This window comes from Onishia niordana, assembly GCF_004798965.1.
GTDB lineage: Bacteria > Pseudomonadota > Gammaproteobacteria > Pseudomonadales > Halomonadaceae > Onishia > Onishia niordana.
Genome location: NZ_SDSD01000005.1, coordinates 256,327 through 279,962, shown reverse-complemented (window position 1 = coordinate 279,962; position 23,636 = coordinate 256,327). Strand labels below are relative to the sequence as shown.

Genomic DNA, 23,636 nt, shown 5'->3' with positions numbered 1-23,636 from the left:
TCATCCCGCAGCCCGTAATGGATCGTTAGACGCTCATGAAATGCCACGTTGGGCAAGGAGAACTGTCACCCGTTCCACCACTTCCGGAATTGTCAGGCTCGTGGTGTCCAGCTCGATGGCATCGTCTGCCGGCTCGAGAGGGGCAACGCTGCGCTGCATGTCTCGCGCATCGCGGGCCTGAATCTCCTTTAAAAGACTCGGTAGACTAGCACTCTGTCCCGCTTCCCGCAACTGGAGATAGCGGCGCTGAGCTCGTTCTTCGGCACTTGCGGTCAGAAAGACCTTGAGCGGCGCCTCAGGGAATACCACGGTGCCCATGTCGCGGCCATCTGCGACCAAACCAGGGGCCTTCTGGAAATCACGCTGGCGACGCAGCAGCGCCTGACGAACCCGTGGCAAGGCCGCCACCTGAGAAGCTCGGTCACCGGCCTGTTCGGTACGGATTTCCTGGCTGACGTCATTACCTTCAAGCAGCACTCGGCTGCCACCATCAAAGGGCACAAAGACCACGTCCAGCTCGGCGGCAAGCGCCTCGAGGGCCTCTTCGTCGTCGGTACGAACCTCATGCCGGAGCGCCGCCAGAGCGGTCAGGCGATAAAGTGCCCCACTATCCAGCAGGTGCCAGTCCAGTCGCTCGGCAATCAGACGACTGATGGTGCCTTTTCCGGCCCCACCAGGCCCATCGATGGTCAGCACGGGTGCATTGGCATCGCTCATGCATCCTCCTGCTGTTCACTAGCGACCGATTCCGGACTAACCGTCAGACCCACGCGACAGGCCAGCTGCACGAAGCCCGGGAAGGACGTGGCTACGTTGGCGCAATCGTCGATCAGGATTTCGTCGCTTGCCCGCAGACCGGCCACCGTGAAGGCCATGGCGATGCGATGATCACCGAGGCTATCGACGTGGCCACCACCATAATTCGGCGTTCCGGTACCATCATCGCCGCCGATGATATCAATGCCATCGGCCACCACGGTGTTCTCGACGCCAAGCAGATCCAGGCCATCGGCCATGGCCTTGATACGATCGGATTCCTTGACCCTTAATTCTTCAGCGCCACGCAAGCGTGTCTTGCCACTGGCATTGGCGGCCGCTATGAACAGTGCCGGAAACTCATCGATAGCCAGCGGCACCTGATCGACGGGGATGTCGATACCCGAGAGCGGTGAATAACGCACCCGAATGTCTGCGACCGGCTCCCCGCCGACCTCATGCTGGTTCGAGAGTTCAAGGTTGGCTCCCATTAGCTTGAGGATGTTGATGACCCCAACCCGGGTCGGGTTGATGCCGACATGCTCAAGGGTGAGATCGGCACCCGGCGTGATCGCCGCGGCGACGAGGAAAAAGGTCGCCGAGGAGATATCGGACGGCACATCAATTGGGCCCGCGGTCAATGATCCCCCACCATTCAGCCAAGCGGTATCACCCTCACGCTCGACCCGATAGCCAAAGCCATTGAGCATGCGCTCGGTGTGATCACGGGTCGGCGCCGGCTCCTTGACCCGCGTCTCGCCCTCGGCATACATGCCCGCCAGCAGCAGGCAGGACTTGACCTGGGCACTGGCCATGGGCATGTCGTAATCAATGCCCTTAAGCGCCTGACCACCATGAATCTTCAGCGGCGGACGCCCCCCTTCGGCGGTGTCGATGGTCGCGCCCATCAGACGAAGCGGATCAGCCACTCGATCCATTGGCCGCTTGGTCAGTGAGGCATCGCCGGTCAACTCGCTATCAAAGGACTGGCCGGCCAGCAAACCGGTGAAAAGCCGCATGGCCGTCCCGGAATTACCCACATAAATCGGTCCCGCTGGGGCCTTTAGGCCGTGCATGCCCACACCATGAATGGTCACCCGCCCCTGGTGCGGCCCTTCTATCGCAACGCCCATCTCGCGGAAGGCCTGCAACGTCGCCAGGCTATCTTCACCCTCGAGGAAGCCCTTGACCTCGGTCACCCCCTCAGCAAGCGCGCCGAGCATGATGGAACGATGTGACACTGACTTGTCACCCGGCACGCGAATGCGCCCGTCGACACTACCACCGGGGGTGACCCGGTAGCGCATGGAATTGTCTTGCATGGTCTGATAACCCGCCTGATAACTGGTCTGGTTTAACAGCGTATCGAAATATTGCCGCGCATGGCTGGCACGATCGAGGATACCCAGCATGGCATCGCCATCGCCGTCCTCCACGGCTCGGCGAAGCCGCGCCACACCGCTCTCGAAATCATCGAGCGCCTGAAGCACCGCCTGACTGTTGGCCGTAAAGATGTCACGCCACATCACCGGATCACTGCCGGCGATCCGCGTAAAATCACGAAAGCCGCCGGCGGCATAGCGAAAAATCTCCAGACGCTCATCCTGGCGCGCCAGGGTGTCCACCAACGAAAAGGCCAACAGATGCGGTAGATGACTGGTCCGCGCAAGGACCTGGTCATGACGCGCTATCGGCATCTCGAGCACTGTAGCGCCACAGAACTGCCAGAGCGCGCGCACCCGAGAAAGTGCCGAGGGCGCCGTGTTCTCGTCGGGCGTCAGAATGACCTTATGCTGATGATACAAGCGAGGGTTGGAGGCGGCGACGCCGCTCTTCTCGGAGCCGGCGATGGGGTGGCCCAGCACAAAGTTGGCCGGCAGCGTACCGAAGGCACGTTCTGCGGCCTCGCGAATCGCCGCCTTGGTGCTGCCCACATCGGTAATGACAACGGCGGTATCGGCCGTTGCAAGCCCTGCCTTGAGAGACTGCATGACCGCATCCATCGCCAGCACCGGTACCGCCAGCACCACCAGCGTGCTGCCAGGCAGCACGCTGGAGAGCTCGGTATCGCCGCCATCGATGATGCCCATCTCGATACCGCGGGCGATTTCATCGGGATCACGATCACAGGCAAGGATGCGGCCGGAAAAGCCACCCGCCTTGAGTGCCGAGGCCAGTGAGCCACCGATCAGCCCGAGCCCAACGATCAATAGCTGAGACTCAGCAGGCCCTGCCACATCGCTGCCTGCCTCAGTTGTCATCGCCGCCTGAGACCTGGAAGGCACCGTCATGATCAGAGCACACCCACCGGGTAGGAGCCGAGCACCTTGAGCTCGGCGCAACGCAGCTGCACTTCCTCAAGCATCGCTGCCACCTGGGCGTTGTCACGATGGCCCCGGAAATCGATGAAGAACACATAGTTCCAGACCCCGGAGCGCGAGGGCCGTGTCTCAAGGCGCGTCAAATCGATCTTATGCCGGTGGAAGGGTTCCAACAGGTCATGTAGCGCGCCGGGTTGGTTGCGCATCGCGACCACGATGGACGTCTTGTCCTCGCCGGAGGCCGGCACGTCCTGATTGCCAATGATCAGGAAGCGCGTCGAGTTGTCCGGGCGATCCTCGATCGTCTCGGCGATCTTATCGAGCCCATAAAGCTTGGCGGCCATATCGCCGGCAATCGCCGCGCTGTGCCACTCGGTCTTGACCAGCTTGGCCGCTTCGGCGTTGGAGGAGACGGCCACTCGCTCGGCATGCGGATAATGGGCGTCCAGCCATTTACGGCACTGCGCAAAGGACTGCGGATGGGAGTAGATACGCGAGACCTTGTCACGACGCGTATTACTGGACACCAGCAAGTGGTGATGAATACGCAGCACCACCTCGCCACAGATGCGCATGGAAGAATCCATGAAGGAATCGAGGGTATGGTTGACCACACCCTCGGTGGAATTTTCCACCGGCACCACGCCATAGTTCACAGCGCCCGCCTCGACCTCTCGGAATACTTCATCAATGGCCGCCATCGGCAGGCTGACGGCACTCTCACCGAAGTGCTTGAGGGCAGCTTGTTGGGTAAACGTACCCTCGGGCCCCAGATAAGACACCTTGACTGGCTGCTCAAGCGCCAGGCAGGCCGACATGATCTCGCGGAACAGGCGCGCCATTTCTTCGGCATCCAGCGGGCCTTGATTGAGCGTCATGATGCGCCGCAGCACCTGCGCTTCACGCTCGGGCCGGTAGAAGACCGCATCCGGGTCGGAGCTGGTCTTGACCTTGGCGACCTGACTGGCGCACTGGGCGCGCTCACTGATCAGACGAAGGATCTCACCATCCAGGCCATCAATGCGCTGACGTAGCGCATCGAGATCGATGGGGGTGTCACTCATTCGATTTCCCCTACACTAAACCCCTGATTCGACAATGGTGCGGCCAACGCCAAGCGCAATGGCTAAGGCGGTGCCGCCCGCTGCGACACTAGCCGCGCCGACGCTCGAAGTCGGTCATGAAATCCACCAGGGCATCAACCCCGGCTTCGGGCACTGCGTTATACAGACTCGCACGCATGCCGCCTACGCTACGGTGACCCTTGAGATTGAGTAGACCGGCCTCTTCGGATTCGGCCAGGAAGGCCTTGTCGAGACGATCATCGGCCAGCACGAAGGGCACATTCATTCGCGACCGGTTGGCTTTCGCGATGGGATTGGAGTACATCTCGCATTGATCGATAGCAGCGTAGAGCTTGGCCGCCTTGCGGTCATTGAGCGCATCCATCGCTTCGAGACCACCGATTTCGTGCTTCAACCATTGGAACACCAGGCCTGACAGATACCAGCTATAGGTTGGTGGCGTGTTGTACATCGAACCGTGCTCGGCCATGACCTTGTAGTTGAACATGGTCGGCGTCTCGGGACGCGCACGCTCCAGAAGATCATCACGCACGATCACAAGCGTCAGGCCGGCCGGGCCGATATTCTTCTGTGCACCGGCGTAGATAATGTCGAAGCGTGAGACATCTATCGGGCCGGACAGGATCGACGAGGACATATCGCAGACCACCGGCACGCGGCTTCCATCGGCCAAGCGCCCCTCGGGCACATAATCGAACTCGAGACCACCGATGGTCTCGTTGCTCGTATAGTGCAGATAAGCGGCATCGCTTGAGAGCACAATGTCATCCTGGCGCGGCACGGCGGTCAGCCCATTGGCTTCACTGGAGGCCGCCACATGGGCCCCGGCCAGGTGACGCGACTCGGCAATGGCCTTCTTGCCCCATATCCCGGTGTAGAGATAGTTGGGGGTGCCGCCCTGCCCCAGCAGGTTATAAGGCAGCATCGCGAACTGCATGGAGGCACCGCCCTGAAGAAACAGCACCCGATAGTTACTGGGCACCGCCAGCAGCTCACGCACGTCGGCCTCAGCCTGCTCGGCAATGGCCACGAATTCGGCGCTACGATGGCTCATCTCCATCACCGAGAGACCGCGGCCATGGTAGTCCAGCAGCTCTTCGCGAGCCCTTTCGAGCACGGCGGCCGGCAGTGCTGCCGGTCCCGCACAAAAATTATAGTGACGTGTCATCGGCGTAGTATTCCAGACTAATGGTATCGGCTCGAAGGGGGTTAGTGGCCGCCTTCAGGTGAGTCATCGCCGTCCTGGCCCGCTCCCGGCGCTCCATCGGCGCCTTCCTGGCCATCAGCAGTCTCATTGGACGACTCATCAAGCACCTCACCGCTGATCTCTTCCTCTTCCGGCTCATCGATACGCACGGTCTTGACCAACGCCTCACCCTCGCCGAGGCGGATCAGCATCACACCCTGCGTATTGCGCGAGGTGGTAGAGACCTCTTCGACACGGGTACGCACCAAGGTGCCGCGATCGGTGATCAGCATCATTTCATCGGCGGAATAGACCTGCATCGCTGCAACCAGGTCACCGTTGCGTTTGCTGGTCTGCATGGCAATGACGCCCTGCCCGCCGCGACCCCGCAGCGGGAACTCCTCGAGGCGGGTGCGCTTGCCAAAGCCACGCTCAGAGGCCGTGAGGATATAGATCTGGCCCCCGTTGCCGGCCGTCGTCACATCTGGCTGCGACTCGTCACCAACGTCAGTATCGCTCTCCGTCTCGACATCGATCTGCTGAGACTGCGGGATGATCAGGCTGATCACCTTGGCGCCATCCTGCAGGCGCATGCCGCGCACACCGCGGGCAGTACGGCCCATGGCACGCACATGAGACTCTTCGAAGCGAATCGCCTTGCCATTGGAGGACAGCAGCATGGCATGATCGCTGCCTGACGTGATGGCAGCGCCGATCAGATGATCATCTTCATCGATGTCGATGGCGATCAGGCCGACACTGCGCGGACGAGAGAATTGATCAAGACTGGTGCGCTTGACCGTGCCCTTGGCCGTGGCGAAGAAGATAAAGCTGTCGGCATGGTAATCGCGCACCGGCAGCATCGCGCTCACGGCCTCGCCTTCGTCCAGCGGCAGCAGGTTGATCAACGGTTTGCCACGCGAGCCACGGCTGGCATTGGGCATCTCGTAGACCTTGAGCCAGTAGACCTTGCCCTTGTTGGTGAACACCAGCACGGTGTCATGGGTCGAGGCTACCAGCAGGTGTTCGATGACATCCTCGTCCTTCATGGCCGTCGCCGACTTGCCGCGACCGCCGCGACGCTGAGCCTGATAGTCGGACAACGGCTGCGTCTTGGCGTAGCCGCTGCGGGAGATGGTCACCACCATGTCCTCTTCGGCGATCAGGTCCTCAATGTGCAGGTCCAGATGGCTGATCTGGATCTCGGTGCGACGCGGATCACCATACTGATCGCGGATCGCCTCGAGTTCCTCGCGGATCACCTCGAGCAGGCGATCGGCCGAGGCGAGTATCGCGGTCAGCTCGGCAATCTTCTCGAGGATCCCCAGGTACTCGTTAAGCAGCTTCTCGGTTTCAAGGCCTGTCAGGCGATGCAGGCGCAGCTCGAGAATGGCCTGGGCCTGAGCGGGCGAGAGCCGGTACTCTTGCCCTGCCTCATCGAGACCGAAGCCTTCTTCCAGGTCTTCAGGCTTGCAAGAGGTCGCCCCGGCACGCTCCAGCATGCCGGTGACCTGCCCCGGTTGCCAGGCACGAGCCAGCAGCTTGTCCTTGGCTTCAGCGGCCGACGGCGAGGCCTTGATCAGCTCGATCACCTCGTCGATGTTGGAGATGGCGACCGCCAGACCCTCGAGGATATGCCCCCGCTCGCGGGCCTTGCGAAGCTCGTAAAGCGTGCGACGGGTCACCACTTCGCGACGGTGGCGAATGAAGGCCTCGAGCATCTGCTTCAGATCCAGCGTCTTAGGCTGGCCATCCGACAAGGCCACCATGTTGATACCGAAGACATTCTGCAGCTGGGTCTGAGCGAAGAGATTATTGACCACCACCTCGCCACTCTCGCCGCGCTTGACCTCGATCACCACGCGGAGACCGTCCTTGTCGGACTCGTCGCGCAGCTCCGCGATGCCGTCGATCTTCTTGTCCTTGACCAGTTCGGCGATCTTCTCGATCAACCGGGCCTTGTTCACCTGGTAAGGCAGTTCGCTGACGATGATGTGATCACGGCCGGTCTTGTCATCATGCTCGATGGTATGACGGGCGCGTACATAGATACGTCCACGGCCGGTCCGATAGGCATCGAGGATACCGGCCTTGCCGTTGATGATGCCCCCGGTCGGGAAGTCCGGTGCCGGGATGTACTCCATCAGGTCGTCGACCGACAGGGTATGGTCGTCGATCAGCGCCAGGCAGCCGCTGATCACCTCGCTCATGTTGTGCGGAGGTATATTGGTGGCCATGCCCACGGCGATACCGGAACTGCCGTTGATCAGCAGGTTGGGCACCTTGGTCGGCAGCACGGCGGGGATGCGCTCGGTACCGTCGTAGTTATCGACCCAGTCGACGGTATCCTTCTCGAGGTCAGCCAACAGCTCATGCGAGAGCTTTGACATGCGGACCTCGGTATAACGCATGGCGGCTGCGTTATCACCGTCGATCGAACCGAAGTTACCCTGACCGTCGACCAGCACGTGACGCATCGAGAAATCCTGCGCCATACGCACGATGGTGTCGTACACCGCACTGTCCCCGTGCGGGTGATACTTACCGATGACGTCACCCACCACACGGGCCGACTTCTTGTAGGGTTTGTTCCAGTCGTTGTTCAATTCGTGCATGGCGAAAAGCACGCGGCGGTGCACCGGCTTAAGGCCATCGCGCACGTCGGGCAGCGCCCGGCCGATGATCACGCTCATGGCGTAATCGAGATACGACTGCTTGAGCTCGTCCTCGATGTTGACTGGCAGAATCTCTCTGGCGATGTCACCCATGGGTCGTCAAATCCTTTGCACTGCGACTGTTTGGCGCTACAGGAGGCTGATGAGGCTAGCTTCGTGATAGCAATGCGAAATTGTACCACTCACCGCCTCCTAAAGGCAGCGTCACGACCCCCTAGCGCGGCTAGTTTGGTGCTGGATTTCCTGCCTCCTTACAGGCCAGCAGGCGTGACGCGAATGATACCGCCTCGGGCAGCCCCTGCACTCCTTCCTCGATGATCAACTCGAGACGCGAGTCACGCCGCCAACTGGTCGAGGTCAAGGTGACCTGACCAGATGCCCGGTTGTAACACTGCCAACCGGCATCGCTATTCACTACTGCCTTGATACGCAGCGTCGCGGGCAATGACTCAAGCAGCCTTGCCAGTGCGTCCAGCGAAAACACCTCGCTTGCATGAAAACGCCAGCCAAGACTGCGATAGCCAAGCGACGCGCCCTCATCGCACACGGGCGACCCAGGGCTTGGCTCGCGATAAACGAATGCATCCAGCACGACCTGAGCCTGGCTATCGCGCGCGGTCGAGTGCGCGATGGGCTGGGCAGGCCACGCCTTACCCGAGCCATTCTCGGCATAACGCCCACCTTTGCTATCCGAGGCATCAAGCAGCCGGGAGACCGGCAGCTGTCCATGCGGCGCCGACTCGATCCAGCGCTTGGCGGGCCAAAGATTGGCGAGATAGGCGTCGGCTTCCTGGCACTGCGACTCTGTCGACAGGTCGGTCATGGTCAGCGCTACGCCATCGGCCATTTCCAGCTGGTCGCGAAAGGTCTCGTTGCTCCGGGCACGCGGCTCATCGAGGCGACGCGGATCCAGCAGCGTGATGATATCGCACACGTCCAGCACCTCGGCGAAGGCCTCTCCACGCAGCAGGTCCAGCAGTCCGGCAGGATGCCCCAGCCCCGAGGGCTCGATGATCAGCCGGTCGGGGCGATGACGGTGCAAAAGGTTGACCAGGGAGGCTTGCAGCACAAAGGCCAGCTGGCAGCACAGGCACCCACCGGGCAAGCCTTTGACCACTATATCCTCACGCTCCTCGAACATGGCTTGGTCTATACCGACCTGACCAAACTCGTTGATGACCACCACCCAACGCTCATCTGGCGGTTTTTGCGTCAGCAGGTGACGAATTAGCGTGCTCTTGCCACTACCAAGAAAACCGGTAATGACGTGTACCGGAATGCACGATAGCGAAGCGCGTGAAGAAACGTGAGAAGGCACGAAGCAAGTCCTTGACGAAAGTGAAAACAGCAAAAGTTACTATATAACATTATCGTGCTGTTTCAGCATGCCCTCCTGACCAAAAGGGGCTGACAAACCGGTGATCCACTGACCATGGTGGACACACGGCCCTCCCTCCCTTGGAGAGGAAAAACCTGGCACAAACCCGCAACCGGGCAACGTTGCCGACATTCACTGAATTGCTATAGCGGCGGGAGGCGACGACACTAAGGGAGCGCCGGGGCAAGCGCCTGGCAACCTTAACGTGACGGAGAATGCCAGTGATCGGCGACCGCTCAGTGCTAGTGATCAATGACGACCGCATGCTGAACCATCAACCCGATATCCAGGACCCCTTCCTGCCTGGCCGCCTGGACCGCCGGGTCAGAGAAATTCTCAATGGCCTGGCAGTGCAATGGAAATACCCTGAGCATCCGGGCCGGATCACCGCCATCATCGAGCGCCTCAACGCCGACCCCATCCCGGGCGTCCGCTTCGCCTCTGCTAAACCAGCGACCATGGAAGAGCTTGGGCGCGTCCATACCAGCGCCCACCTGCGAGAAATTGAGCGCATGCGCGGCAAGCACGCTTGGCTGGATGTCGATACCACCGCGGTATCACCTGGCAGCATAGAGGCGGCCGAAGTGGCCGCGGGCGCCGCCATCGGGGCTGTCGATGCCGTCTGCAAAGGCCAAGCCCAGAGTGCCTTCGCACTCTGCCGCCCACCAGGCCATCACGCCGAACCGGCCCGCTCGCGAGGCTTCTGCTTTTTCAACAATGTGGCCGTTGCTGCCACCCATGCGCAGCAGGAATTGGGCATGGAGCGCGTGCTGATTGTCGATTGGGACGCCCACCATGGTAACGGCACTCAGGACATCTTCTGGGCCTCGCCAAATGTCATGCTCTTCGACACCCATCGTTCCGCCCCCTTTTACCCAGGCTCGGGCCTATTGGAAGATGTCGGTGCGGGTCTCGGCGAGGGCACCACCATCAATGTGCCCTTGCCTGGCGGAGCCGGCGATCAAGCGATGTTAACGGCTTTTCGCGATATTCTGGTACCCGCCACAAAGTGGTTCCAGCCAGACCTGATGCTGATTTCAGCAGGCTTTGATGCCCACCGGCTCGATCTGTGCCTGAACGTGAGCTATGAGGGCTTTGCCGCCATGACGGCCATTGTTCAGAGCCTGGCCGACCAGCACTGCGAGGGACGACTGGCGCTGGTACTCGAAGGCGGTTATCACCTCGAATCATTATCCCGGGGCGTTCACAGCGTGCTGCAGGTGCTGGCCGGAGGCAGCGCCCCCAACCCTGAGCAAATCGGCCTCGCCGAGGTCGCCGTCGCCAGCGACTTCCATAGAACAGCCTTTACGCTCGACCCATCACCTTCTTGCCATGACGACTCTTCCAACCACCTGACAGAATGATCGAGTGCACACAAAAAAACGCGACCCTTGCGGGTCGCGTTTTCATTTGCCTGGCGCCGAGACCAGGTCATTCTGCTGCTAGCGCGACTTAGAGGCGCTCGACCTCAGCGTCGTTACGCAACTGCTCAAGCAGGCCATTAACCACGGCTTGGGCGCGCAGCCGCTCAACTAGCTGTGCGACACGAGACTCTGACGCATCGGATGCATCGCCTTCTTGCACTGCGTCGAGGGCCACCAGCGCCACACCATTCTGCGTCGCTGTCTGGCCATAAACCGGCGAGTCGCCTTCTGGGTGCGGCAGCCGGAACGCCAACGAATTCACGGGCGACGGCACCTGACCTGCTCCCTGGCGTGTAGCTGATTCAACCTGCTGCCAGTCGACCGCCTGCTCTGAACCATCACGCAGACCGGCAACACGCTGCTCGGCAAGTGTTCGCAGGGCCTCTTGCACCTTCTGCTGTTCGACCCCCTCAGTCACACGGTCGCGCACGGCGTCCAAGGGTAACGTCGTTGCGGGACGATGCTCACGTACACGCAGCACCAGACGGCGATCCTCGTCGAGTTCGATGACCTCACTGTTGAAGCCTTCTTCGAGCACATCTGGCGTGAAGGCGGCCTCCATGACACCCGGCTCAGCCAGCACGCCTTCGGCACCGGCCGCTGATACCCAATCACTGGTCTGAAGCTCGGTACCCACATCTTCGGCAATACTGGCCAGATCATCGGCAGCGAAACTTTCATCGATCAGCTGCTGAACGCGCTGATTGAAGATGTCATCCACCTCGGCCATCGCCACCTCGTCGCGAAGCTCATCACGCAGGGCCTCGAAAGAGGGAACCTCTATCCCGGTTACCTTGAGCAAGTGGATGCCGTTATCCGTTTCAACGATGTCTGATACCTGTCCCTGCTCAAGAGAATACGCAGCATCCTCGAAAGCTTCGCCGAAGAAGCCACGGCTGATCACGCCCAGGTCACCACCGCTATCGCTGGTAGAGGTATCATCCGACACCTCTTTGGCAAGCGAGGCAAAGGAATCGCCTGCTTCAAGGCGTTCTTTCACCGTATCGAGACGTTCAACTGCCTCTTCACGGCTGCGTTGATCGCCAAAGGTCACCATGATGTGGGACACACGACGGTCGGCATTGCTGACACGCTCGGCGTAAAGCGAGCGTAGATCCGACTCATCGACCTCTACCTGATCAGCCAGCTCAGCACGATCCAGCACCAGATAGGCAAGCTTCACCTGCTCCGGGCGCTGATACTCATCGCGGTGATCCTGGTAATAGGCGTTCAGATCGGCGCTACTAACTTGCGGCCTTTCGTCAAGATCAGAGGCATTGAGCTGCTGATAGCGATAACGACGCGTCTGGTTTTGCAGCGCCGCCAGTTGCTGCTGCTCATCCTCGAGCATGAACTCACTGGCAGAAAAGCCTTCCTGGAGCTGCTGACGCTGCATGTCATCGCGCAGCTGTTCACGAAACGCCAGAGGCGTATAGCCGGCACTTGCCAGGCGATTCTTGAACAACTCGCGAGAGAAGCTACCTTCCTGGTTCTGGAACTCAGGTAGCGACACAATCAGCTCATCGATCTGGCTCTCGGAGAGATACAGACCACCCTCTTCAGCGTATTGATCCAGCAGCGAGGTACTGATCAGTTGATCGATCACCTGACCACGTAGCTGCCGTTCCTGCTCAGGTGGCACTTGACCACTGCGGATCGCGCGTTGCACTTGCAACTCTACCTGCTGACGCGTGATGGACTGGCCATTGACGGTTGCGACATCATCACTGCCAGATGAGACCAAACCGATCAGCGAGTCGACCCCAAAAAGGGCCATGGTGGCGATCACCGCGCCGATGATGATCTTGGCGCCCCAGCTGGTGGAGCGATCCCGAATACGTTGCAGCATTACTGGCCTCGGCTGGAGATTGGCAAAAAAAACAGTTCATTATAGGCGCCTGACAGGGTCTTGGAACAACCATAGTCAAGATACAGAGCATCAGGCACAGCGTGTTAGCGACTAAACTTCAGGCACTGCTTTTCAGAAAACGCGTTTCAGATGATACAGGTCATGTACGACGTTCACGCCACGGAGCATCTATCATTGAGCTAGGCCGACGCATGAAATGGCGACCAATAAAAAGGCGCACCGCTAAGCGATGCGCCATGGTCAGGACCGTCAGTCCGCCGGGCTGAGCCCAGAATCTCAGTTGACGGAATCCTTGAGCGCCTTGCCGGCCTTGAAGCTAGGCACTTTGGCTGCGCTGATTTCGATCGGCTGACCGGTCTGTGGATTGCGGCCAGTACGCGCGGCACGCTCCTTGATGGAGAAAGTGCCAAAGCCTACCAGAGAGACGGAATCGCCCTGCTTGAGGCTTTCAGTAACGCTATCCACCATGGCGTCGAGCGCACGACTTGCAGCCGCCTTGGGAATGTCGGCAGACGCGGCAATGGCTTCGATCAGCTCAGATTTGTTCACACTTCACCCCTTGACTGTTTCAGAAATTACTGGAAATCGACGCTATCTTGAGGCGGCTTATTCGATCACAGCAAAGCGTAATTTATAGCAATGCCACCAAAGATCGTCAAGCAACTATTGGCCTCAAGCCCCACCATGCCAAGGCTTGGGCCTTGGCATGGTGGAAAAATCACCTCTAGTGAGTGCTGATCACTGTCTGGGATACGGCAGGATCATCCTTTCGATTATCATCAGACTCAAGCGTGGACTTTTCAGCAAGAGCGACATCAAGCACCTCGTCAATCCAACGCACGGGACGAATATCCAATGCGTCTTTGATATTGTCAGGCACTTCTTTGAGGTCGCGACGGTTTTCCTCAGGAATTAGCACGGTCTTTATACCACCGCGCCTTGCGGCCAGCAATTTCTCCTTGAGCCCGCCAATCGGCATCACCTCACCGCGTAGATTGACCTCACCGGTCATTGCCACATCACAACGCACAGTCCGCCCAGTGAAGGCAGAGACCATCGCCGTGACCATCGCAATGCCGGCACTGGGGCCATCTTTTGGCGTCGCGCCCTCGGGCACGTGGATGTGCAGGTCTTCTTTCTCGAAACGCTCGGTATCGATGCCAAGTGCCTTTGCCCGCGAACGCACCACGGTCTGAGCGGCACTCACCGACTCCTTCATGACATCACCGAGAGAGCCGGTCTTGTTGATCCGACCCTTACCTGGCGTCAGCACGGATTCGATGGTGAGAAGCTCACCCCCGACAGACGTCCAGGCGAGACCGGTGACACGCCCAACCTGATCTTCCTGGTCAGCCAGACCGTAGTTGAAGCGACGCACACCCGCGTGACGCTCGATACCGTCGGCGCTAAGACGCTCAGGTGCCTGAGCCCCTTCTTTAGCCTGCATCTCGATACGTTCACGCAGCACCTTGCGGCAGACTTTCGCGACCTGGCGCTCAAGCTCACGCACCCCGGCCTCACGTGTGTAGTAACGAATCAGCTCGAGTACGGCATCATCCTCGAACGTCAGCTCGTCGTTCTTCAGGCCGTTTGCCTTGAGCTGCTTGGGCACCAGATAGCGTTTGGCGATCGCCAGCTTCTCGTCTTCGGTGTAACCCGGCAGACGAATGATCTCCATGCGATCCATCAGCGGGCCCGGAATATTCATCGAGTTGGCGGTACAGATGAACATGGTCTCGGAGAGATCATAATCAAGCTCGAGATAGTGATCGCTGAACTTGTCGTTCTGCTCCGGATCCAGCACCTCGAGCAAGGCCGACGACGGGTCACCGCGATGATCCATGCCCAGCTTGTCGACCTCATCGAGCAGGAACAGCGGGTTCTTGACCCCGGCCTTGCTCATGCGCTGCACCACCTTACCGGGCAGCGAGCCGATATAGGTACGGCGATGGCCGCGGATTTCGGACTCATCGCGCACGCCGCCAAGTGCCAGACGCACGTACTTGCGATTCGTCGCCCGAGCGATCGACTGGCCCAGCGACGTCTTGCCCACCCCGGGCGGGCCGACCAGGCACAGCACCGGCCCTTTCAGTTTCTTGACCCGCTTCTGAACGGCCAGGTACTCGAGAATGCGCTCCTTGACTTCCTCAAGACCGTAATGATCTTCATCAAGAACTTTCTGGGCCCGCAGCAGGTCGTGCTTGACCCGGGTGCGCTTCTTCCAAGGCACCGCGATCAGCCAATCCAGATAGGAACGAACCACGGTAGCCTCAGCCGAGCTCGGCCCCATCATCTTCAGCTTGTTGAGCTCTTGAGTGGCCTTCTCGCGAGCCTCCTCAGGCATGCCGGATTCTTCGATCGCCTGCTCGTACTTATCGGCCTCATTGGGCACATTATCGAGCTCGCCCATCTCTTTCTGGATGGCCTTCATCTGCTCGTTGAGATAGTACTCGCGCTGCGACTTCTCCATCTGGTCCTTGACCCGGGAACGGATGCGCTTCTCGACCTGAAGCAGGTCGATTTCGGACTCAATCAACGCCATCAGGTGTTCGATACGATCGCGGACGCGATCCATCTCGAGCAGCTGCTGCTTGTCACCGATCTTCAAGGACAGGTGAGCACAGATGGTATCTACCAGCCGACTGGGATCCTCGATCCCCGACAGCGAGTTCAACACCTCATTGGGGACCTTCTTGGACAGCTTGACGTATTGCTCGAACTGATTGAGCAATACGCGCACCAGCGATTCCTGCTCACGCTCGGTGAGCGGCTCGCTCTCGCGCAGCGTAACCTCGGCCTGACTATAGCTTTCGTCGACCACGGTAATATCGCCGACATCGGCTCGCGAGGCGCCCTCGATCAGCACCTTCACGGTGCCGTCAGGCAGCTTCAAGAGCTGCATGATCTCGGCGACAGTACCCACTGCGAACAGATCGTTGGTATCAGGCTCGTCCTGACCAGCCTCGCGCTGAGCGACAAGCAGAATCCGCTTGTCGGCAGCCATGGCGGCCTCGAGGGCCTGAATGGACTTCTCCCGCCCCACGAACAGCGGAATCACCATCTGCGGGTAAACCACCACATCGCGAAGCGGCAATAGGGGCAGACTCTGGGTCTGTTCGTCGTTCTGCTGCATCGCAGACGTTCCTCAATGCTCGAATGATTGAACAGGTGATGGGGGCAGCGCGCGCCCATTGCAAGCGCGGGGACAGACCGCCAGGGCAAAAGCGCGCGAAAAAAAGGGGCCGCAGATGCGGCCCCTGCTTCGGAGGGGAGCGGCCTTAGCCGTCCTTGCCCGCCACCTTGCCGTCTTCCTGTTGAGAGTAGATCAGCAATGGCTCGCTTTCGCCGCGAATCACGGCGTCGTCGATCACCACCTTGGTGACACCCTCAAGCGACGGAATCTCGTACATGGTATCGAGCAGCACCGCTTCGAGGATCGAACGCAAACCACGCGCTCCGGTCTTGCGCGACATGGCCTTTTTGGCAACGGCCCGCAGCGCCTCTTCTCTGAAGTCGAGGTCCACGCCTTCCATCTCGAACAGCTTGACATACTGCTTGATGAGCGAGTTCTTAGGCTCAGTGAGGATCTCGATCAGCGCATCCTCGGTGAGCTCGGTAAGCGTCGCAATGACCGGCAAGCGCCCCACGAACTCGGGAATCAAACCAAACTTGACCAGGTCATCTGGCTCGACATCGAGCAGCAGATCGCCGACACCCTTGGTTTCATCCTTGGTTTTCACCTCGGCGTTGAAACCGATACCACCCTTCTCGGCGCGCTCGCGAATCACCTTGTCCAAACCAGCGAAAGCACCGCCAACAATGAACAGGATATTGCCGGTATCGACCTGCAGAAATTCTTGCTGCGGGTGTTTACGCCCGCCCTGTGGCGGTACTGAAGCCGTCGTGCCTTCGATCAGCTTAAGCAATGCCTGCTGCACGCCCTCACCCGACACATCACGAGTGATGGAAGGATTGTCAGACTTGCGCGAGATCTTGTCGATCTCATCGATATAGACAATGCCCTTCTGCGCCTTGTCGACATCGTAGTCACACTTCTGCAGCAGCTTCTGGATGATGTTCTCGACATCTTCACCGACATAGCCCGCCTCGGTGAGGGTCGTGGCATCGGCGATGGTGAAGGGCACATTCAGCAAGCGTGCCAGCGTTTCGGCAAGCAGCGTCTTACCGCTGCCGGTCGGACCGATCAGGAGGATATTGGACTTACCAAGCTCCACCTCGTCGCTCTTCACCTCGGCACGCAGACGCTTGTAATGATTGTAGACCGCCACCGACAACACCATCTTGGCGCGGTCTTGGCCTATCACATAATCATCGAGGGTGTGACGAATCTCCCGCGGGGCCGGCAGGCGATCTTCATCGCTTTCAGCATCGGCCTCAAGGACCTCCTCGCGGATGATGTCGTTGCACAGGTCGACGCACTCATCGCAGATATAGACGGACGGGCCAGCGATCAGCTTACGAACTTCGTTCTGGTTCTTGCCACAAAACGAGCAGTACAGCAGCTTGCCGCTCTCGTCCTTACCTTTGCCGTCGGCCATTTGCGTACCTCTCTACGGACGGCGACCTAACGGCCGCCGGAGTTGCATATCGTGGCTGGAGATGTATCTCACGCTATCAGGATGCCGGGCGTTTCTCCAGCATGGCATCAATCAGGCCGTATTCAGCAGCCTGCTCACCGGTCATGAAGTTATCACGATCGGTATCCTTGGCGATGGTCTCGAAATCCTGACCGGTATGATCGGCAAGGATTTGATTGAGGCGCTTACGGATACTGAGAATTTCCTTGGTGTGGATCTCGATATCCGAGGCCTGGCCCTGGTAACCACCCAGCGGCTGGTGAATCATCATGCGCGAATTCGGCAGGCAATAACGCTTGCCTTTGGCACCCCCGGCCAGCAGTAATGCTCCCATGCTTGCCGCCTGACCGATACAGACGGTCGAGACGTCAGGCTTGATGAACTGCATGGTGTCGTAGATCGACATACCCGCCGTGACGGAACCACCCGGCGAATTGATGTACAGGTGGATGTCCTTGTCCGGGTTCTCGGACTCAAGGAACAACAACTGCGCTACCACAAGGTTAGCCGTGTAGTCTTCCACCGGTCCAACCAAGAAGATCACACGCTCCTTGAGCAGGCGCGAGTAGATGTCGTAGGAGCGCTCACCGCGTGCGCTCTGCTCGACCACCATCGGCACTAAGCCGCCAGCGTTTTGAATATCGGACTCGTTGCCCATTGTGTGACATCCTTCATCCTGAGACTGGATTTTGACCCCGCCTACGCGGCGTCATGAAGACAGTAAAGCATGACTGGCAGTCAGACCGAAGCCTGACTGCCAACGACTGTTGTCGCCAATCACGCCTTGGCGTCTTCCTCTTCTTCCTCAGCGGCTTCTTCTTGCTGCTGAGCCGCCTGCAGAGCCTCCTCGTAGGACATCTCGACATCCTTAACGGTCGCCTGATCAAGCAGCACTGCGACAGCCTTCTCTTCTAGAATCGACGATTTCAGCTGATTCTTGAGCTCATCATTGCTCATGTAGTAATCGATGACCTGCTGCGGGTCTTCATACTGCTGAGACAATTCCTCGACCTTGGCCCTGATCTCATCGTCGGATGCATCTGCTTCGTGAACCTTGATGACTTCCGCCAGCAGCAGACCGACCTGAACGCGGCTCTTGGCCTGCTCGGCGAACAGCTCGTTGGGCAGCTGAGAAACATCGAAGTCTTCACCCAGACCAAACTGTTGGGCAGCCTGGCGCTTGAGCGCATCAGTTTCCTGCTGAACAAGAGCCTGCGGCGCCGGGATGTCGTTGGCTTTCTTCAGCGCATCGAGCACCTGCTGCTTGACGCGGTTATCGACAGCCTGACTGGCTTCGCGAGTCATATTCTTCTTGATCTCGGCCTGGAAGGTATCGATATCGCCACCTTCGACACCAAACTGCTGGATGAAGGCCTCATCGATCGCCGGCAGCTCTTGTGCGCTGACCTTGTGGACCTTGACCTTGAAGGTGGCATCCTGACCGGCCAGGTTCTCGGCCTGGTAATCTTCCGGGAAGGTCACCTTGATCTCGGTCTCATCACCGGCCTTAACGCCGACCAGCTGCTCTTCAAAGCCCGGGATGAAGCTGCCGGAACCGATCACCAGGTCGTGATTCTCGGCACTGCCACCTTCGAATGGCTCGTCGCCCAGGAAGCCCTGGAAATCGAGAGTGACCTGATCGCCGTCTTCGGCAGCACGATCGACTTCGGCCCAGCTGGCATTCTGCTTGCGCAGGGTCTCGATCATTTGCTCGACATCAGCATCAGTCACTTCGACAACCGGGCGCTCAACTTCGGCACCCTCAATGCTTGCCAGCTCGACTTCTGGATAGATTTCCAGCGTCGCGACAAATTCAAGATCCTTGCCGCTCTCGTTCACGGTCGGCTCAATCTCGGGGTAGCCCGCCGGGTTGAGGTTTTCCTGAGTGATGGCTTGAACATAACGCTCACGCATCACTTCGCCCACCACTTCATTGCGCGCGTCTTGACCGTAGCGCTGACGGACTACAGCCATCGGCACCTTGCCTGGGCGGAAGCCATTCAGGCGCGCACTCTTGGCGGTATCCTTGAGGCGAGACTCGACGGCCTGATCGATCTCGGCCGCCGGGACTTGAACCTTAACGCGACGTTCGATCTTGGAGGTCGGTTCGACGGAAACTTGCATGAATAGTCCTCTACCACTGGGGCGTTCGAAAAAAGCGTTGAATGATCAAAGGGGATTAATTCTAAGAACCCCGATGCACGCTGGCAAGCGCAATGCCATGACTATGGGGGCGCGATGCACTGTTACAAGGGTGCGGGAGCAAAAAACCTATTCACCCGAAGCCCAAATGACATACAGCGCCGGCCTTGCCTTGGATAAAAGGCACATCACAAAACATAGACATGACTGAGAGACTCGAACCCATAGGTCGCGAATCTTGATAGGAAGGGAATATGAGACACAACAAGAAGGAAGTCATGGGGTGGATGATGGGGATCGAACCCACGACCACCGGAACCACAATCCGGGGCTCTACCACTGAGCTACATCCACCATATCGACTTGCTTAACCAGGCACTTGCCTTGCTGCTGACCACTTAACTGATAAGTGGCGCGCCCAGCAGGGCTCGAACCTGCAACCTACGGCTTAGAAGGCCGTTGCTCTATCCAATTGAGCTATGAGCGCATTCTAAAGCCTCTAAACTCTTGCATGCAACGGTAGTCAAAAATTTTATTCGGCAAATCAATGACTTAAATGGTCGGGATGGAGGGATTCGAACCCCCGACATCCTGCTCCCAAAGCAGGCGCGCTACCAGACTGCGCTACATCCCGATATCATATGTTGCACTGCATTGACGCGGCTCTCTCTCGCCTCAATGCGGAGCGTATTCTACGCATCCTTGCCCGCTGGTCAAGCCCTTAGCGCACACTCTCTCAACAAGCATGCTTTGACTCGAGGCCAGCACATGCGAAAATTGGCGACATTACTCTTTTGTCGCCCGCAGCAGGTACGCCCACCCAACGGCCTGCCGCCTTACCTTCTAGGGAAACACCGATGTCCGCCCAGCTGATCGATGGCAAGGCTATTGCCGCTCAAGTTCGTCAACAGGTTGCCCGCCAGGTAGAGGCCCGCCGCGAATCCGGTGCACGCAGGCCAGGGCTTGCCGTGGTGCTGGTCGGCGAAGACCCGGCATCCGAAGTCTATGTTCGCCACAAGCATCTCGCCTGCGAAGAGGCCGGTATCTTGTCTTTTCGCCACCATCTGCCAGCGGACACTACCCAGACCGCGCTTGAAGCCTTGGTCGACGAGCTGAACGCCGACGAGCGCGTCGACGGCATTCTGGTCCAGTTGCCATTACCCGAGCATCTCGACCCGCGGCCAATCCTTGAGCGCATCCTGCCTGGCAAGGATGTCGATGGTTTCCACCCTTACAACCTCGGCCGACTGGCTCAGCGCATGCCACTGCTTCGGCCTTGCACACCCAAGGGGGTCATGACACTGCTTCAAAAATCTGGCATCAAGGTGCGCGGCCTGGATGCGACCATCGTCGGCGCTTCTAACATCGTGGGCCGACCGATGGCACTGGAGCTGATGTTTGCAGGCTGCACCGCCACTGTCTGCCATCGCTTCACCAAGGACCTGGAGGCTCAAGTGCGTCGTGCCGATTTGCTGGTGGTGGCCGTCGGCAAACCGGGGCTCGTCAAAGGTGAGTGGGTAAAAGAAGGCGCCATCGTTATCGACGTCGGCATTAACCGCAATGATGACGGCACACTGATCGGTGACGTGGAATTCACGCCGGCGGCGGAGCGCGCCAGCTACATCACACCGGTACCCGGGGGCGTAGGACCGATGACGGTCGCCTCACTACTTGAGAACACCCTCTACGCCGCCGAGCGTCATGACCCCATGAAGGCCGAATAGCTTCCAGTTGAAGACCGACCCGCTAACAGCGGCGCAGCCCATGCGCCAGACGTCGCCTTGGGTTAGACTCTACGCTTTTCGCCCCAGGGCTATCGTCAACGGGGCGATACACATCAATTTGTACCATGAGGTCAGGTGACATGAACGACCAGAAGATGAACGTCGAAAGCTTCAATCTCGACCACACCAAGGTCAAAGCGCCCTATGTCCGCCTGGCCGGCGTGACCGTTGGCCTGCATGGCGACGAGATCTACAAGTATGACATGCGCATTTGCCAGCCCAATCAGAATCACATGGACATGCCGGGGTTGCACTCTCTGGAGCACCTCATGGCTGAGATGTCGCGCAACCATACTGACAAGGTCGTCGACATCAGCCCGATGGGCTGCCAGACCGGCTTCTACTGGGCGATGATCAACCATGATGACTACGATGGCATCCTCACACTGATCGAGAAGACCCTCGAGGACGTGCTGCAAGCTGATGAAGTGCCGGCCTGCAATGAAATGCAGTGCGGCTGGGCCGCCAGCCATAGTCTTGAAGGCGCCAAGGAAATCGCCCGCGGCTTTCTGGCCAAGCGTGACGAATGGCAGCTGATTTTTGAGTGATCCGATGACCGGAGCGACGCACGAAATGAGCAAGATTGGCATCATCGGCGCCATGGCCGAGGAGGTAGCGCTATTGGCCTCTCGTCTGGAGGATAGCCGGACGCGTCACCATGTGGGCTGTACGTTCCATACCGGACGTCTCCAAGGCGTCGAGGTCGTGATCCTCCAATCCGGCATCGGTAAAGTGAATGCTGCTGTTGGGACGACCCTGCTGCTGGACGTATACAAGCCGGACGTGGTCATCAATACCGGTTCCGCGGGCGGATTCGGCGAGGGCCTCTCCGTGGGTGATGTCGTCATATCATCCGAGGTGCGTCACCACGATGTGGATGCTGTCGTGTTCGGCTATGAGCACGGCCAGGTGCCCAAGATGCCGGCGGCCTACCTGCCCGATAAAAGGCTGGTCGAGGTCGCCAGGGAGTGCATCGAATCGCTCGGCAACCTGACGGTCGTCGAGGGCCTGATAGCGACTGGCGACGTTTTCATGGCCTGCCCTGAATTGGTATTGCGCACTCGCGATCGCTTTCCGACCATGATTGCCGCCGAAATGGAAGCCGCGGCCATCGCCCAAACCTGCCACCTCTATGGCTGCCCCTTCGTGATCATTCGCGCCCTGTCGGACATCGCCGGGCAGGAGTCGAACGTCTCCTTTAAATCCTTCATCGATCAGGCCGCGCAGCATTCTGCGCAGATGGTAGAAGCGATGGTCGCCCGACTCGGCGCTGTAGAGAACACACCAGAGAGTGCTTGAGACTACTCGCTCAGTGACAACGCTCATGTCAAGAAAGGCGCCAGCAAGGCGCCTTTCTTGTTTTCAGACCGACTCTTCATAGCCCCCATCCCTGGCACTATCCTATACAAAACCGATTCAAGCATTATACAGTGAGTATTTATCGGCTGACGGAGCCCATGCAATGCATGCCATTTTACGGCTGACCCGATACCTGATCGCGATGATGCTGACACTCCTGGCGGTTGGCTGCAGCAGCTATCCGCTTGGCTTCGAAGAGACTCCTGCGGTCGCCGACACCCAGCGCCTCGATGCCTTGACGTATTCGCCGCCGGACTGGCCCGAGACCCTGCAGGCAGACATCCATTTGCCGGCCACGACGGGTAATGACCTGAGACCTGCCGCCCTGGTAGTACATGGAGGCGGATGGCAGCGTCGTGATCGCCACGACATGGACGCCATCGCCGCTCGCCTGGCGGAACGCGGCTACGTGGCCATCAATATTGACTACCGCTTTGCCCCCACCTATCGCTTCCCCGCACAGGTCCATGACCTTCAACAGGCAATGCACTGGATCCATGATCAAGCTGAACGATTTCGGATCGATACCGACCGCATCATCGGCGTCGGCTACTCCTCCGGCGCCCATCTGATTAGCCTGATGGCCGTGCTGGAGGCAGGCAATTCTCTCGACAGTCCCTATGGCGGCCCTGAGACACGACTTGCTGGCGTGCTGGCCGGCGGCACACCGACGGACCTACTATCGTTCGACGACGGCCGATTACTTACCGACTTCATCGGTGGCACACAGGCTGAATATCCGGTTCGCTATCGCAAGGCTTCACCGCTGCACCAGCTTGGCAATAACGCACCGCCCTTCTTTCTTTTTCACGGCAACCTCGACGGTTTGGTGCCGGTCGAGCAGGCCGAAGACTTCCGCGCGGCACTGGGTGAGCGTGGCATTGCCAGCGCGCTTTATCGGCTCAGGCTGCGCGGCCATTTCACCACCTTTCTCACCGCCGGTACGGCCATCGAGCAGGGACTCGATTTCCTTGAGGAGCAGCGCGCATCCACCTCGGCCACAACGCAGGCCGCATCGGTTATCATGACAACCTACCGTAACTGATGACAGGAGTCTC

General features: G+C 59.1%; 17 protein-coding genes and 3 tRNA genes. 5 read left to right on the top strand and 15 right to left on the bottom strand.

What is annotated here, in order from left to right; genetic code table 11:
- Positions 1 to 33: 33 nt before the first annotated feature.
- The 6 genes from cmk to ETC27_RS11665 all read right to left on the bottom strand — a co-directional run bounded on the left by cmk (position 34) and on the right by ETC27_RS11665 (position 9,341).
- Positions 34 to 717: a (d)CMP kinase gene (cmk, locus tag ETC27_RS11690; RefSeq protein ID WP_136255166.1), complete on the bottom strand. Its 684-nt coding sequence runs from the start codon at positions 715 to 717 to the stop codon at positions 34 to 36.
- Positions 714 to 3,017 (bottom strand): bifunctional prephenate dehydrogenase/3-phosphoshikimate 1-carboxyvinyltransferase, encoded by a 2,304-nt coding sequence (locus tag ETC27_RS11685; protein ID WP_136255165.1) that lies wholly within the window; start codon positions 3,015 to 3,017, stop codon positions 714 to 716. The genes cmk and ETC27_RS11685 overlap by 4 nt, the downstream gene beginning before the upstream one ends.
- A gap of 32 nt (positions 3,018 to 3,049) precedes the next feature.
- Complete coding sequence (gene pheA, locus ETC27_RS11680) at positions 3,050 to 4,141, bottom strand: prephenate dehydratase (RefSeq protein WP_136255164.1); 1,092 nt, start codon at positions 4,139 to 4,141, stop codon at positions 3,050 to 3,052.
- An 88-nt stretch (positions 4,142 to 4,229) separates the two neighbouring features.
- Positions 4,230 to 5,330, bottom strand: coding sequence for a 3-phosphoserine/phosphohydroxythreonine transaminase (serC, locus tag ETC27_RS11675; protein WP_136255163.1), 1,101 nt, complete (start codon positions 5,328 to 5,330; stop codon positions 4,230 to 4,232).
- Positions 5,331 to 5,371: 41 nt separating this feature from the next.
- A complete protein-coding gene (gene gyrA, locus ETC27_RS11670; protein ID WP_136255162.1) occupies positions 5,372 to 8,116 on the bottom strand; it encodes a DNA gyrase subunit A in 2,745 nt (914 codons plus the stop codon).
- A gap of 130 nt (positions 8,117 to 8,246) precedes the next feature.
- Positions 8,247 to 9,341 (bottom strand): CobW family GTP-binding protein, encoded by a 1,095-nt coding sequence (locus ETC27_RS11665; protein ID WP_136255161.1) that lies wholly within the window; start codon positions 9,339 to 9,341, stop codon positions 8,247 to 8,249.
- A 275-nt stretch (positions 9,342 to 9,616) separates the two neighbouring features.
- On the opposite strand from ETC27_RS11665, the gene ETC27_RS11660 reads away from it, so the two are divergent.
- Positions 9,617 to 10,765 (top strand): histone deacetylase family protein, encoded by a 1,149-nt coding sequence (locus tag ETC27_RS11660; protein ID WP_136255160.1) that lies wholly within the window; start codon positions 9,617 to 9,619, stop codon positions 10,763 to 10,765.
- 88 nt (positions 10,766 to 10,853) lie between these two features.
- Here the strand turns inward: ETC27_RS11660 and ETC27_RS11655 are convergent, their stop codons facing one another.
- The 9 genes from ETC27_RS11655 to ETC27_RS11615 form a co-directional block, all read right to left on the bottom strand.
- Positions 10,854 to 12,674 (bottom strand): SurA N-terminal domain-containing protein, encoded by a 1,821-nt coding sequence (locus ETC27_RS11655; RefSeq protein WP_136255159.1) that lies wholly within the window; start codon positions 12,672 to 12,674, stop codon positions 10,854 to 10,856.
- Between the two features lie 297 nt (positions 12,675 to 12,971).
- A complete protein-coding gene (gene hupB, locus ETC27_RS11650) occupies positions 12,972 to 13,244 on the bottom strand; it encodes a nucleoid-associated protein HU-beta (protein WP_092528694.1) in 273 nt (90 codons plus the stop codon).
- A gap of 175 nt (positions 13,245 to 13,419) precedes the next feature.
- Entirely contained in the window at positions 13,420 to 15,828 is a 2,409-nt protein-coding gene (gene lon / locus ETC27_RS11645; RefSeq protein WP_136255158.1) for an endopeptidase La, read from the bottom strand.
- Positions 15,829 to 15,973: 145 nt separating this feature from the next.
- A complete protein-coding gene (clpX, locus tag ETC27_RS11640) occupies positions 15,974 to 17,254 on the bottom strand; it encodes an ATP-dependent Clp protease ATP-binding subunit ClpX (RefSeq protein WP_136255157.1) in 1,281 nt (426 codons plus the stop codon).
- A 76-nt stretch (positions 17,255 to 17,330) separates the two neighbouring features.
- Complete coding sequence (gene clpP / locus ETC27_RS11635; protein WP_136255156.1) at positions 17,331 to 17,951, bottom strand: ATP-dependent Clp endopeptidase proteolytic subunit ClpP; 621 nt, start codon at positions 17,949 to 17,951, stop codon at positions 17,331 to 17,333.
- A gap of 119 nt (positions 17,952 to 18,070) precedes the next feature.
- Complete coding sequence (tig, locus tag ETC27_RS11630; RefSeq protein WP_136255155.1) at positions 18,071 to 19,417, bottom strand: trigger factor; 1,347 nt, start codon at positions 19,415 to 19,417, stop codon at positions 18,071 to 18,073.
- A gap of 297 nt (positions 19,418 to 19,714) precedes the next feature.
- Positions 19,715 to 19,789 (bottom strand) — tRNA-His (locus tag ETC27_RS11625).
- A gap of 56 nt (positions 19,790 to 19,845) precedes the next feature.
- Positions 19,846 to 19,922: transfer RNA gene (locus ETC27_RS11620), tRNA-Arg, on the bottom strand.
- Between the two features lie 70 nt (positions 19,923 to 19,992).
- Positions 19,993 to 20,069: transfer RNA gene (locus ETC27_RS11615), tRNA-Pro, on the bottom strand.
- Positions 20,070 to 20,292: 223 nt separating this feature from the next.
- On the opposite strand from ETC27_RS11615, the gene folD reads away from it, so the two are divergent.
- The 4 genes from folD to ETC27_RS11595 all read left to right on the top strand — a co-directional run bounded on the left by folD (position 20,293) and on the right by ETC27_RS11595 (position 23,623).
- Positions 20,293 to 21,159 (top strand): bifunctional methylenetetrahydrofolate dehydrogenase/methenyltetrahydrofolate cyclohydrolase FolD, encoded by an 867-nt coding sequence (folD, locus tag ETC27_RS11610; protein ID WP_136255154.1) that lies wholly within the window; start codon positions 20,293 to 20,295, stop codon positions 21,157 to 21,159.
- 140 nt (positions 21,160 to 21,299) lie between these two features.
- The gene (locus tag ETC27_RS11605) at positions 21,300 to 21,767 is read left to right on the top strand and encodes an S-ribosylhomocysteine lyase (protein WP_136255153.1); all 468 of its coding nucleotides are present in this window, start codon (positions 21,300 to 21,302) and stop codon (positions 21,765 to 21,767) included.
- 25 nt (positions 21,768 to 21,792) lie between these two features.
- Positions 21,793 to 22,518: a 5'-methylthioadenosine/S-adenosylhomocysteine nucleosidase gene (mtnN, locus tag ETC27_RS11600; RefSeq protein WP_136255152.1), complete on the top strand. Its 726-nt coding sequence runs from the start codon at positions 21,793 to 21,795 to the stop codon at positions 22,516 to 22,518.
- Between the two features lie 163 nt (positions 22,519 to 22,681).
- Positions 22,682 to 23,623: an alpha/beta hydrolase gene (locus ETC27_RS11595; protein ID WP_136255151.1), complete on the top strand. Its 942-nt coding sequence runs from the start codon at positions 22,682 to 22,684 to the stop codon at positions 23,621 to 23,623.
- Positions 23,624 to 23,636 lie beyond the last annotated feature (13 nt).